Below are 13,331 nucleotides of genomic sequence, written 5' to 3' on the forward strand. Positions count from 1 at the left end.
CACATCCCTGCGTGACTCGACATCGTCTGTTGCCGAGGATGCATTCGACCACCGCTGCGGCTTTCGAGGCAACAGAGGACCACATCGAGAAAAACCAGCACATGCGCCGGGACTACGCACGAGTAACCCCAATTACCCAGGCTTGCCCGCCTTTCGCACCTCCGGTACCCGCTCCATCTCGATCCCGAACCGCTCCCTGTACGTCTCCAGCACCTCCTCGTCCGTCTCCAGGTCGGTCACGCTCCGTACGCCGTCCGGGCGCGTGATCGTGAGGCCACGCCCGCTGAGGGTGACCCGCCCGCCGTCCTCGGTCACCCGCGAGCAGACGAGGGACTGTGTGAAGTGCGACGCCGGCGACGTGCTGTGCCACCAGGCTCCCGCCACGAAGTCCCCGAGCACCCGTGGCCGTACCTCCAGCCGGTACACCGGCTTCCCGTCCCGCAGCACGTCCAGGTCCCCGAACCCGGCCACCGTCTCGACCACCCGGAACGTGCCGCCCGGATCCTTCTGCTCCCCGCGCTCTTCGAAGGCCAGCGGAAACAGGCTGTGCGCCCCGAACCCGACATCGGTGAGCCACTCGCCCCCGTCCTCCGTCCGCACCCGCAGCGCGAGATGGTCGTACGGGATCCCGACCCGCTCCGCCTGGCCGAACACCCGGCCCGCGAGCAGGGTCACCTCGAAGCCCAGTGCCGTGAGCAGTGCCGCGAACGCCCCGTTCAGCTCGTAACAGAACCCGCCCCTGCGCGCCCCGACCACCTTGTCCAGCAGCGGGGTCTCGTCGAGCACGATCTCCTCACCGAGGTGGATCGACAGGTTCTCGAACGGCACGGTCCGCAGATGACGCAGGTGCAGGTCGCGCAGTACGTCGATGGTGGGTCCCGCGGGGTGCTCGGCCCCGATCCGGCGAAGGTAGGCATCGGCCTGTGCGGAGTTCATGACACCAGTCTCCCGCCGCCCGGCCGGTCCCTCACCTCGCCACCGGTTCCTCACCTCTCCACCGGTCCTCGGCGCGTCGGTCCGTCGGCCCGTCGGCCCCTGACCGCGCCGTCACTCTCTCGCCACCCTCAACCCCCGCGCCCCGCCTGCGACGGCGATCGCCCCGTCCTCGTCCGTACGCATCACCGCCGCGCCCCCGGCCCGCAGCGCCGCGAGCGTGCTCGGGGCCGGGTGCCCGTACGGGTTGTCGGCACCCACTGAGACGAGCGCGAGCCGTGGTGCCACGGCGCGTATGAGCTCCGGATCCTGGTACGCCGAGCCATGGTGGGCCACCTTCAGCACGTCCACGGCTCCCAGCTCCGCGGCCATCGGGGACCTCAACAACCCCCGCTGGGCCGGTGGTTCGAGGTCGCCGAGTATCAGCAGGGTCAGCCCGGCCGACCGGACGAGCATGGTCACGCTGGCGTCGTTCGGCCCCTCCGGCGCGGGTCCGGTGCCCGACGGCGGCCACAGCACCCGCCACGCCAGATGACCCGTGCGCCGCTCCTGTCCCGCCACGGCCCGCCTCACCGGAACACGCCGGGCCGCCGCCTCTCTCCGCACGAACTCGGCCTGGTCCACGGGCTCCTCGAACCCCGTGGTCTCGATCGCGCCCACCGACCGTCCGCGCAGTACACCCGGCAGACCCGCCACATGATCGGCGTGGAAATGGGTCAGCACGACGAGCGGGACCCTCGTGATGCCGAGCGCGCTCAGACAGCGGTCGACCAGCACGGGATCGGGGCCCGCGTCCACGACCACTCCCGTCCCCTCGCCCGCCGCGAGCACGGTCGCGTCGCCCTGTCCGACGTCGCACATGGCGAACCGCCAGCCGGGCGGGGGCCATCCGGTGATCACCCTCGTCAGGGGCGGCGGCTGGACCACCACGAGCAGGAACACCACGAGGCCGGCCAGACACATCCAGGGGCGGCGCACGACCCGCCGCCCGACGAGGACGACCACCACCGTCACCGCGGCGAGCAGCACCGCGCCCGTCCAGCTCCCCGGCCAGTCCACTCCGCCACCGGGCATGGCGGCCCCCGTGCGCGCGATGTCCGCGATCCACCCGGCCGGCCAACTCGCGCACCACGCGAAGGCCTTGGCGACCGGTATCGCCACGGGCGCCGTCGCCAGCGTGGCGAACCCGAGCACCGTGGCCGGTGCCACCGCGAACTCCGCGAGCAGATTGCACGGCACCGCCACCAGACTCACCCGCGCCGACAGCACCGCGACGACCGGCGCGCACACCGCCTGCGCGGCGGCAGCCGCGGCCAGCGCCTCGGCCGGGCGCGGCGGCACGCGGCGCCGCTGGAGCGCCGCGCTCCACCGCGGGGCAAGGGTGAGCAGGGCGCCGGTCGCGAGGACCGAGAGCAGGAAGCCGTAGCTGCGGGCCAGCCACGGGTCGTACAGCACCAGCAGCAGAACCGCCGTGGCCAGCGCGGGAATCAGGGATCTGCGGCGCCCGGTCACGATGGCCAGCAACGCGATCGACCCACAGGCCGCGGCCCGCAGCACGCTCGGGTCCGGCCGGCACACGATCACGAAGCCCAGTGTCAACACGCCCCCGAACAGCGCGGTCGCCCGCAACGGGATACCCAGCCGCGGGGCGAGTCCCCGCCGCTCGACGCGCTGGGCGAGCCCGGGCGGCCCGATGAACAGGGCCAGCAGGATCGTGAAGTTCGCCCCGCTGACGGCCAGGAGGTGCGTGAGGTCAGTGGCCTTGAAGGCCTCGTCCAGCTCGACCGGCACCCGGGAGGTGTCGCCGACGACGAACCCCGGCAGCAACGCCCGCGCGTCCGCGTCCAGCCCGTCCGTCGCCTCCCTCAGCCCGCTCCGCAGGCGCCCGGCCAACCGCTGTGTCCCGGACGCCTCCGCCACGACCTCCGGCGCCCCGCCGTCCCGCACGCGCAGCACGGCGGCGATCCGGTCCCCACCGACCATGGCCGGTACGGCCTGCGCGGCGACGCGCACCCGCGTGGAGGGGAGCAGGGACAGCCAGGCCCCGCGTTCGGAACCGCCGCCCGGCTCCCCCGGTCCACCGCCCGCCTTCTCCGGACCGCCGCCCGCCTTCCCTGGGCTGCCGTCACTTCCCGCACGCGTGCCCCCGACACCGTCGGGACCCGGCCTCGCGTCCACGATCACCAGAACCGGCGTCCGTGTCGCGAGGACCGTCCCGTCGGGCTTCGTCACCCGCCGGACCTCGGCGTTCAGCAGAACGGCCGTCGGAGCCATGTGGTCTCCCTTGATCCGGGGGCGGGTGAGCCGTGGATCGGAGGTGAGCTCGACGTCGGCCGTCACGTGCGCGTACTGGTCGGCCAACGCGGGGACGGGACCGCGCCGCAGATCCGCTCCGTGCAGTCCGGCCGAGGCCGCTGCCGCGGCGGCACAGAGCAGGACCGCGGCGATGGAGAACCTGGACCAGGGCGTGTGACGCCGTGCTCGTTCAAATCCGTCGCCCCGGTGCGTGCGAGCCGGCCAGTCGGGCACCGGCACGTGTGCGCGGTGTCTCCGGGCCACGAGCAGGGCACCGCCCGCGACCAGGCCGACCACCACCACGCCGATGACCCACTCGACCGCGGCGTCGAGCGTGAGGGCCGCGGTCGTCCAGGCCGCCAACGCCGGTGGCACCAGCCGCAGGTCTGTCGGCCCTTCCTGCCTGGGGTGCGCCGCGCCCAGTCGGCTCTCAGAGGTCATGTGCACGGGTGCGCGGCCGGGGACGGAGCGCTCGGCAGAGGTGTCCGCCGCTCGCCCCGTGCTCCGCTCAGGGGCGTGGAGCTCTCCCGCCTGGCCCTTCATGGCCGTACGAGATTCTGCAGATCGGCGAAACGCCGATCGCCGATGCCGTTGACCTCGCGGAGCTCGTCGACCGAGCGGAAGCCGCCGTGCCGGGTGCGGTAGTCGATGATGTGCTGGGCCAGCACGGGGCCCACACCGGGCAGTGTGTCGAGCTGGTCCGCGGTGGCCGTGTTGAGGGAGACCGGGCCCGCGGGCGCGGCACCGGCGGCGGGCCCTCCGGCACCGTCGGCTCCCGGCACCGGACCCGCGGCGGGCGGCGCCGGACCGCCGACCACCACCTGCTCTCCGTCCATGAGCACGCGGGCGCGGTTGAGCCCCTCGGTGCTCGCGCCCCGCCGCACCCCACCGGCCGCCCGCAGCGCGTCGGCCACCCGCGAACCCGCCGGCAGCCGCTGGATCCCGGGACTGCGCACCTTCCCGCTGACGTCCACCACGATCACGGAGCCCGCCGCGGAAGCCGACGCCCCCGGGGAGGCTCCCGGCACGGCTGCGGCCCGCTGTCCTCCCTGGTCGTGTCCTTCCCGTTCGCCGTACGGCGCAGGGCGCACCACCTCGGGTGCGCTGACCGGCTCGGTGCGGCCCGTCCAGAAGTGCTGCGCGGCGAAGACCGCCGCGACGACCAGCACCACGCTGAGCGCCAGCACGCTTCTCCGCTCCAGCCCGCACCTCGCCTGCAACCACAGCGGCATTCGCTCCCGGACCGCGGGCCCGACCCTCTCCCGCCAGGTCGCCCCCGCCCCGTCGGCGGGACCGCTGATGTCCCCGGCCTCCCCGGCGCCGGGGAGGCCGGGGTCCGCCGCCATCAGTCCGTCGTAGCCGACGGGGTCGTTGACGCGCGCCGGCCGCCCCTCACCTCGCGGCAGCGGATTCGGAGACCGTGGGCCGTTGCCCAGCTCCCGCCGCTCCCGTGCCCCCTCCACGAAGAGCGCTTCCGCGCGTAGGCGGAGCGCTTCCGCCGAGGCGTGGCGGCGTCGGGACGTGCCCCGGGCGTGGGAACGGCGGTGGCGGACCCGGCCGTCGGAGACGGGGCCACGGCCCGGGCCACTGGTGACGGTCGCTGTGCGTGAACGTGATCGAAGTGCCATGCGACGAGGATCGGGCACTCCCGCCGACTCGCGATGATCTTGCTCGATTCCCGTGGATTACTGCCCGGTTGTGGATAACTCGATCACCCACACGAGCGACCAGAGGGTGCTCCACCAGCGACAGCGAACAACACCGTGCGTCGGCACTCGCCCGTCACCGAGGCGAGACGACCGCTCCCAGCAGCCCGGGACCCGTGTGCGCGCCGATCACCGCTCCGACCTCGCTGGCGTGCAGATCGACCAGCCCGGGAACCCGCGTCCGCAAGCGGTCCGCGAGCGCTTGTGCCCGGTCGGGTGCGGCGAGGTGGTGGACGGCGATGTCGACCTGGGCGCCTCCGGCGCGGTCGGCGACGATCTCTTCCAGGCGGGCGATCGCTCTGGACGCCGTGCGTACTTTCTCGAGGAGTTCGATGCGGCCGCCGTCGAGTTGCAGCAGCGGCTTCACCGCGAGGGCCGAGCCGAGCAGCGCCTGCGCGGCACCGATCCGGCCGCCCCGGCGCAGGTAGTCGAGGGTGTCGACGTAGAAGAAGGCGGACGTGCCCGCGGCTCGCTTCTCGGCGGCCGTGACCGCCTCGTCCACCGTGCCGCCCGCCTCGGCGGACTGGGCCGCGGCCAGCGCGCAGAACCCGAGAGCCATGGCGACCATTCCGGTGTCGACCACGCGTACGGGCACGGGGGCCTCCCGCGCCGCGAGGACGGCCGCGTCGTAGGTGCCGGAGAACTCGGACGACAGGTGCAGGGAGACGATGCCCGTGGCTCCCGACTCGGCGACCTTGCGGTAGGTCTCGGCGAACAGCTCGGGACTGGGCCGGGAGGTGGTGACGGGCCGTCGCTTCTGGAGTGCCTGGGCCAGTGAGCGCGCCGAGATCTCGGTGCCCTCCTCGAGCGCCCGGTCACCGAGAACCACGGTCAACGGCACCGCGGTGATGCCGTGACGCTCCATCGTCCGTGGCGGCAGGTAGGCCGTTGAATCGGTGACGATAGCGACATGGCGGGACATGAGCTGGAGGTTACCTGCCGGAACGTGCGGGCGGCAGTCCGGCCCCTGCCACCCGAGGTCGGACGGGTGGCATCAAGTCGTGCTCTCTGGGCGGGGTTTCTTCTGCCAGGGATAGGTGGTGCGCGGGGCCGGCGGGTCGATCGCGGGCCGCGCCGTTTCACTGGCGGCGCGGGACTGGGGAGTCTCCGGCCAGGTCTGCCCGGTCGATGCGGCGGCTTCGGGGGCCGGGGCCTCGGGCCACGGAGGCGCGGCGGCAGGCGGCGGTCCGTGCCCCCCGGCCGATGAGGTGGGTTCCGTGGCCGATGAGCCGGGTTCCGTCGTCCAGTGCCGCAGCGCGCCCGCCTCGACGTCGATCTGCGCGCTGAGCGTGTCGAGGTCGTCGTCCGCGAAGCGGCGGGCCCGGTCGTGCGCCGCCCAGCGCAGGGACTCCGCCGACTTGATGATCCGCTCGGTGCGCTCGCGCAGGTCCGGCAGCCGCTCGGTCAGCTTGGCGCGGTCCGGATCGGACTCCAGGCGCCTCAGCTCGCCGTCCAGCTCGTGCCCGTGCGCGCTGAGACGCTGGAAGAGCGCCAGCGACTCCCTCAGGGACTCGTCCTCCGACACGCCCGCGTGCAGCGTGTCCTGGGTGGCGCGCATCGACGTGCGCAGTTTGAGCCGGAGGTCCGCCAGCTGGCCCACCACGCCGGGCTGGGCGAAACTCTTCGCGCGCAGTGTGGTGTCCTCGACCGTGCGCCGGGCCTGGTCGATCGTGCGGTCCACACCGCGCTTGGCGGCGCCGACCACCTTGACCGTCGCGTACGCGCCCAGGACCACGAACAGCACGAAGATCAGGACGACGACTGCGATCACGGCCTCCACGACACTCCTCCTCCGACCCGCTCGGCAGCTTCTGCGCTGTTCTTCCACGGTAAACGCAACAGGCAGGCCCGGAGTTCCTGCAGAACCCCGAACCTGCCCGTAAGGGATCACCCCGAGCCCGCCAGCCGAGCCGGTCACCCCGCCGCAGCGGCTGTCACGCCGTGACGATGTTCACCAGCTTCGGCGCCCTCACGATCACCTTGCGGATCCCCGCACCGCCCAGCGCGGCGACGACCTTCTCGTCGGTCAGCGCCACCTTCTCCAGCTCGTCCTCGGAGATCGACGGCGGCACCTCCAGGCGTGCCTTGACCTTGCCCTTGATCTGCACGACGCAGGTCACGGTCTCGTCGACGACGTACGCCGGGTCGGCGACCGGGAAGTCCTGGTGGACGACCGAGTCGGTGCGGCCCAGCTTGCGCCACAGCTCCTCGGCGATGTGCGGGGCCAGCGGCGCGACCAGCAGCACCAGCGGCTCGGCGACGGACCGCGGTACCGCACCGCCCGCCTTGGTCAGGTGGTTGTTCAGCTCGGTGACCTTGGCGATCGCGGTGTTGAACCGCAGGCCCTCCAGGTCCTGGCGTACGCCGTCGATGGCCTTGTGCAGCGCCCGCAGGGTCTCCACGTCGATGTCGGCGTCCTCGACGTCGGCGACGGTGACCTCGCCGGTCGCCTCGTCCACGACGTTGCGCCACAGCCGCTGCAGCAGCCGGAACTGGCCCACCACCGCGCGCGTGTCCCACGGCCGCGACACGTCCAGCGGGCCCATCGCCATCTCGTACAGGCGCAGGGTGTCCGCCCCGTACTCGGCGCAGATCTCGTCCGGGGTGACGGCGTTCTTCAGGGACTTGCCCATCTTGCCCAGCAGGCGGGTGACCTTCTCGCCCTGGTAGTAGTACGCGCCGTCGCGCTCCTCCACCTCGGCGGCCGGTACGGCGATGCCGCGGCTGTCGCGGTAGACGTACGCCTGGATCATGCCCTGGTTGAACAGCCTGTGGAACGGCTCGGCCGACGAGACGTGCCCCAGGTCGTACAGGACCTTGGACCAGAAGCGCGCGTACAGCAGGTGCAGCACGGCGTGTTCGGCGCCGCCGACGTACAGGTCGACGCCACCATGCGGCATGCCCTCGCGCGGCCCCATCCAGTACTGCTCGACGGCCGGGTCGACCAGCTTCTCGCTGTTGTGGGGGTCCAGGTAGCGCAGCTCGTACCAGCAGGAACCGGCCCAGTTGGGCATGGTGTTGGTCTCGCGGCGGTACGCGCGCGGGCCGCGCCCGTCGCCCAGGTCCAGGGTGACGTTGACCCATTCCTCGTTGCGCGACAGGGGCGTCTCGGGCTCGGTGTCCGCGTCGTCCGGGTCGAAGGTGCGCGGCGAGTAGTCCTCGACCTCCGGCAGCTCCAGCGGCAGCATCGACTCGGGCAGCGCGTGGGCGATGCCGTCCTCGTCGTAGACGATCGGGAAGGGCTCGCCCCAGTAGCGCTGGCGGCTGAACAGCCAGTCACGCAGCCGGAAGTTGACGGTTCCCTCGCCGACGCCCCGGTGCTCCAGCCACTCGGTGATGCGGGCCTTGGCCTCGACGACCCCCAGGCCGTCCAGCGAGACCTCGTCGTTGGAGGAGTTGATGATCTTCGCGTCGTACGACCCGAAGGCGTCGTCCCAGGTCGATGTGTCCGTGCCGCGACCGTCGGTGGGCTCGACGATGCACTGGATCGGCAGCTCGAAGGCGCGCGCGAACTCGAAGTCGCGCTGATCGCCCGCCGGGACGGCCATGATGGCGCCGGTCCCGTAGCCCATCAGCACGTAGTCGGCGATGAAGACGGGAACCTGCTCGCCGTTGACCGGGTTGGTGGCGTACGCGCCGATGAAGACGCCGGTCTTGTCCTTGGCCTCGGCCTGCCGCTCCACGTCCGACTTGGAGGCGGCCTGCGCGCGGTACGCGGCGACGGCCTCGGCCGGGGTCGCGTGCCCGCCGGTCCACACCTGGTGCGTGCCCTCGGGCCAGGCGTCCGCGGTGAACTTCTCGACCAGCGGGTGCTCGGGCGCCAGCACCATGTAGGTCGCGCCGAACAGGGTGTCAGGGCGCGTGGTGAAGACGGTGATGCGCTCGCCGTCCACGGGGAAGTCGACGCGGGCGCCCTCGCTGCGGCCGATCCAGTTGCGCTGCTGCAGCTTGATGGCCTCGGGCCAGTCCAGCGCCTCCAGGTCGTCCAGCAGCCGGTCGGCGTACGCGGTGATGCGCATGTTCCACTGGCGCAGCTTGGCCTTGAAGACGGGGAAGTTGCCGCGCTCGGAGCGGCCGTCCGCGGTGACCTCCTCGTTGGCCAGCACGGTGCCCAGGCCGGGGCACCAGTTGACGGGGGCGTCGGAGGCGTACGCCAGGCGGAACTCGCCCAGGACGTCGGCCCGCTCGGTGGCGCTCAGCTCGCTCCACGCGCGCGTGTGTCCCGGTACGGCGCGCTCACCGGACTCGAACTCGGCGACCAGCTCGGAGATCGGGCGGGCCTTCCTCGCCTCGCCGTCGTACCAGGAGTTGAAGATCTGCAGGAAGATCCACTGGGTCCACTTGTAGTAGTCCGGGTCGATCGTGGCGAACGACCGGCGCTTGTCGTGGCCCAGGCCCAGCCGGCGCAGCTGGATCTTCATGTTCTCGATGTTGGCCTCGGTGGACACGCGCGGGTGCGTGCCGGTCTGCACGGCGTACTGCTCGGCGGGCAGACCGAAGGCGTCGAAACCCAGGGTGTGCAGGACGTTGTGACCGGTCATCCGCTGGAACCGGGCGAAGACGTCGGTGGCGATGTAGCCGAGGGGGTGACCGACGTGCAGGCCCGCACCGGAGGGGTACGGGAACATGTCCATGATGAACTTCTTGGGCTTGGCGGCCTGCTCCGGGTCGCCCGCCAGGTCGCCGCTCTGGTTGGGCGCCTCGTACGTGCCGTCGGCGTCCCAGAAGTCCTGCCAGCGTGCCTCGATCTCGGCCGCGACGGCGGCCGTGTAGCGGTGCGGCGCCGCAGCCTCGGCGGCGGCAGCGGGGTTCGTCTCGCTCATGATCCTCAAAGCTCCATCGATCGTCTCTGCCAGCGACTGTGACGTTCAAGAAACGAAAAATCCCCTCGCACAGGAGGGGACGCCGCGCCGACTCCGACCACGGTTCGCCGATGGTCGGGACTGGTCAGCGCGGCCCGCTAAGCAGAAGGCGTACGGCACGCATGGCGTCAGGGTACCGCAGCCGCCGAGCGCGCCGCGACGAGGTTCCGGTTCGCACGGGGGCCGCCCTTCGGCCACAGGAACCGGCCAAAAAAGTTGAACAATGTTCAGAAGTTACTTCGCGTAACGGTTACTAAGGTGCATCACAAGTGTGAGATTGCCCCTTGATAACAAGCCAATAACTCAAACCTCGTACCGCTCGGTTTGGCTCCACTTACAGTCGAGTCACGGGACCGCTTTCCCGAACCGTTCGGAGTTGCCCCCATGAACCCTCGTAGTAGTAACAGCTCGCTCCCCAGGACGGGCCGCTCGGCCACCGGGGCTGCGACCGCTGCCGCTCTGCTGCTGATACCCGTGATCGTGCTGGCCGGAGGTGACGCAGTCCGTGAGTTCCTCGACTTCGGCGCCGGTGTGCTGTCGCTGGTCTCGCTCTCCTGCTCGGTGATCTGGGGCCTGGTCGCCAGCGACCGGCTGTTCCTCAACACGCGCCAGCGCATCCTCGCCCAGGCCGTGCACCGTACGACCGCGATCGCCTCGGTCGCCTTCCTGCTGCTGCACGTCACAGTGAAGATCGTGCTGGAGCACGCACCGTTCTACGCCGCGCTCATCCCCTTCAGCCTCGGTTTCACGGGCACCGCGATCCTCATCGCCTTCGGCTCGATCGCCGGCCTGCTCATGATCACCACGGCCATCACCGGCGCGCTCCGCAGCGCCTTCATGGCCCGGGCAGAGGTCGCGGCGCGCTGGCGGGTGTTCCACATGCTGGCCTACCCGGCCTGGTGCTTCGCGCTGGTCCACGGACTCTACGCGGGTCGCGAAGCGAAGCCGGTCTTCACCATCCTCTACAGCCTGTGCCTCGCCGGCGTCGCCGGCGCCCTGATGCTGCGCGCGGCCCCCCGCCCGTTCAAGCGCCGGGTGGCCGACCGGATCGTCGCCATCCTGGGCACCGACACACCGTCGGGCCGCGAGGAACTGGACATGAGCCGCGCCCGGATGGCCGAGGCCACGATGGCCGGAGGAGCCGGCTTCGGCCAGGACGCAGGCCGCGGCTTCGGCCAGGACCCCGGCCGCGGCCGGGGAGGCGACTCGCCGCTGCCCGGCATGGGCTCGCGCGGCGCCAGCCCCCTGGAGGACACGATGGTGCCGCCGCCGCGGACGCCGTCGCCGAACTTCTACGAGTCCGCCTCGCGCGCCGACGCACCGGACGCCGGCCCCGGCTTCGCGGCCGCCTACCGTGCTGTGTCGGCCTCCCCGCGCGCGCAGCAGGACCCGCTGACGGCCCAGCCGACCCAGCGCATGGACATGCCGATGGACATGCCGATGGACATGCAGCCCACCGAGGCCATGCCGCGCTACGACGAGGGCTCCACCACGGGCACCCGCTGGCCGGCCCCGTCCCCGCCGCCGGTCGGTGAGGCACCCCCGTCGGCGTACGACCCGATGCAGGACACGTTCGCGGGCCAGACCTTCGCAGGTCAGGCGTACCCGGGCCAGGCGTACCAGCAGGCCCCCGAAACTTCCTACGGAACGGCTGAGACGAACGCCCCCTACGGCACGTACAACACGAACGACACGTACAACAGCGGTCCCGCCACTGAAACGCTCCCCGGTGCCTACGACTACGAGGCGCCGGGTTCAGGCGAACCCTGGAACGCGCCTTCCGGAGGCTATAAGTGAACGAGGCCCTTCCCGACGTCCCCGAAGTCCGTGTGGTGGGGCTGCCACAGCTCACCTCGGGTTTCGACCTCGTCGAGAGACTCGATCTCCCCATGCACCTCAAGGTGCACGGTCCGCTCGAACCGATGGGCGGCGAGCAGCTCGCCCAGCTCTCCGAGCGGATCAACCTGAAGGGGCGCGGCGGCGCCGGCTTCCCCTTCCACAAGAAGCTGCGTTCGGTCGCCGAGTCGGCGATCAAACGCGGCATCCGGCCGGTGGTGGTCGTCAACGGAAGCGAGGACGAGCCCGCCTGCCGCAAGGACACGGTGCTGATCAACCGTGCCCCGCACCTCATCCTGGACGGCGCCCTCCTGGTCGCCGAGGCCCTGGGCGCCCGTCAGCTCGTCGTCGGGGTGACACGTGAATCCACCCAGCGCTCGATGGAGGCCGCCCTCTCCGAGCGCGGCCTGAGCAACCGGCGCGGTGCGGCCATCCGCGCGAGCGTGCAGCGCAACCCGGTGCGGATGGTCACCGGCGCCGCGGCCTCGCTGATCCGCTCCATCGACGGGGGCCCGGCCATCCCGCCGGGCCGCAAGACCAGCGCGTCGCGCAGCGGTGTCGGGGGCGCGCCCACGCTGCTGTCCAACGCCGAGACGTTCGCCCAGCTCGCGATCGCCGCACGCATCGGCTCCGAGCGCTACGGCAACACCGGCCTGTACGACGAGCCGGGCACCGTGATGCTCACGGTCTCCGGCGCGGTCGCGCGCCCCATGGTGATCGAGGCGCCGACGGGTGTGCCGCTGCGCTACGTCCTGCAGCTCGCCGGCGCCCCGCCGGTCCCGCAGGGCGTGCTGACGGGCGGCTACCACGGCAAGTGGATCGACGCGGCGACGGTCAACGAGGCGGTCGTCTCGCGCAACTCCCTGGACGCGGTGGGAGGTGCGCTCGGCGCGGGCGCGATCCTCCCGATCACCCAGGAGACGTGCCCGCTGGGCGAGTCGCTGCAGGTGGCGAAGTGGCTGGCCGAGGAGAGCGCGGGGCAGTGCGGCCCCTGCTACCTCGGCCTGCCGGCCGCCGCACGCGGTATGGAGGACATCCTCAACGGCGGCGGCCCTGCCGCGCTGGAGGCCCTCAAGCAGGTCGCCAAGAACGTGAAGCGGCGCGGCGCGTGTTCGCACCCTGACGGCTCCGCGATGTTCCTGGAGTCGACCATCAAGGCGTTCACGGACGACCTGGCGGCCCATGTCCTCGGAAACGGCTGCGGAAGACCCGTGGAGGGCGTTCTGCCGCTCTTCGAGGGCGGCAGGGCCCCGACGGGCATCCCCGGGGGCGCGGCGGCCGAGGAGGAGGGCGGCTCCAGCCGTCAGAAGATCTTCGTCGACTGGACCCTGTGCCGTGGCCACGGCCTGTGCGCGGACATCCTCCCGGAGGTCTTCGAACTGGGCGCCGACGGCTTCCCGACCGTCGCTCAGGCGGCGGTGCCCCGCTACGCCGAGCAGAAGGCGCTCCGCGCGGTGCGCCGTTGCCCGGCGCTCGCGCTGCGCATCGAGGAGGACACGCGCGGCTCCGCGCCGTCCCGCAACAACCTGCCGGTCCTCTCGCAGGGCCGCGGCCGCCGCGCCCTGGGCAGCGGCCGCTGAGCACGTCCTAAGGGGCATCAGAGTTGTAAGGGGGTCACCGCGTCGCGGTGACCCCCTTACAACGTGAAAGAGCCCGTGGAAACCAAAGATCCCGTCCGATCGAACCGATCGGACGGGAT

8 protein-coding genes are annotated in these 13,331 nt (G+C 71.8%); 2 read left to right on the forward strand and 6 right to left on the reverse strand.

The features are described 5' to 3' along the window. Positions 1-132: 132 nt before the first annotated feature. The 6 genes from AB0959_RS08045 to leuS all read right to left on the reverse strand — a co-directional run bounded on the left by AB0959_RS08045 (position 133) and on the right by leuS (position 9,757). Positions 133-936 (reverse strand): arylamine N-acetyltransferase, encoded by an 804-nt coding sequence (locus tag AB0959_RS08045; RefSeq protein WP_366825456.1) that lies wholly within the window; start codon positions 934-936, stop codon positions 133-135. Between the two features lie 111 nt (positions 937-1,047). Next, positions 1,048-3,669, reverse strand: a complete 2,622-nt coding sequence (locus AB0959_RS08050) for a ComEC/Rec2 family competence protein (RefSeq protein ID WP_366825457.1) — start codon at positions 3,667-3,669, stop codon at positions 1,048-1,050. Positions 3,670-3,767: 98 nt separating this feature from the next. Next, on the reverse strand, positions 3,768-4,856 hold the full coding sequence (locus tag AB0959_RS08055) for a ComEA family DNA-binding protein (protein ID WP_366825458.1): 1,089 nt from the start codon (positions 4,854-4,856) through the stop codon (positions 3,768-3,770). A 154-nt stretch (positions 4,857-5,010) separates the two neighbouring features. Further along, positions 5,011-5,856: a DegV family protein gene (locus AB0959_RS08060; protein WP_366825459.1), complete on the reverse strand. Its 846-nt coding sequence runs from the start codon at positions 5,854-5,856 to the stop codon at positions 5,011-5,013. A 72-nt stretch (positions 5,857-5,928) separates the two neighbouring features. Beyond that, positions 5,929-6,714: a hypothetical protein gene (locus AB0959_RS08065; protein WP_366825460.1), complete on the reverse strand. Its 786-nt coding sequence runs from the start codon at positions 6,712-6,714 to the stop codon at positions 5,929-5,931. Between the two features lie 154 nt (positions 6,715-6,868). Then, a complete protein-coding gene (gene leuS, locus AB0959_RS08070) occupies positions 6,869-9,757 on the reverse strand; it encodes a leucine--tRNA ligase (RefSeq protein WP_366825461.1) in 2,889 nt (962 codons plus the stop codon). A 423-nt stretch (positions 9,758-10,180) separates the two neighbouring features. Between leuS and AB0959_RS08075 the strand changes: the two genes are divergently transcribed. Further along, entirely contained in the window at positions 10,181-11,593 is a 1,413-nt protein-coding gene (locus tag AB0959_RS08075) for a cytochrome b/b6 domain-containing protein (protein ID WP_366825462.1), read from the forward strand. Further along, on the forward strand, positions 11,590-13,212 hold the full coding sequence (locus tag AB0959_RS08080) for an NADH-ubiquinone oxidoreductase-F iron-sulfur binding region domain-containing protein (RefSeq protein WP_366825463.1): 1,623 nt from the start codon (positions 11,590-11,592) through the stop codon (positions 13,210-13,212). The genes AB0959_RS08075 and AB0959_RS08080 overlap by 4 nt, the downstream gene beginning before the upstream one ends. The last annotated feature ends 119 nt before the right edge of the window (positions 13,213-13,331 follow it).

The organism is Streptomyces sp. NPDC046862, assembly GCF_040704615.1.
In the GTDB taxonomy this organism is placed as follows: domain Bacteria; phylum Actinomycetota; class Actinomycetes; order Streptomycetales; family Streptomycetaceae; genus Streptomyces.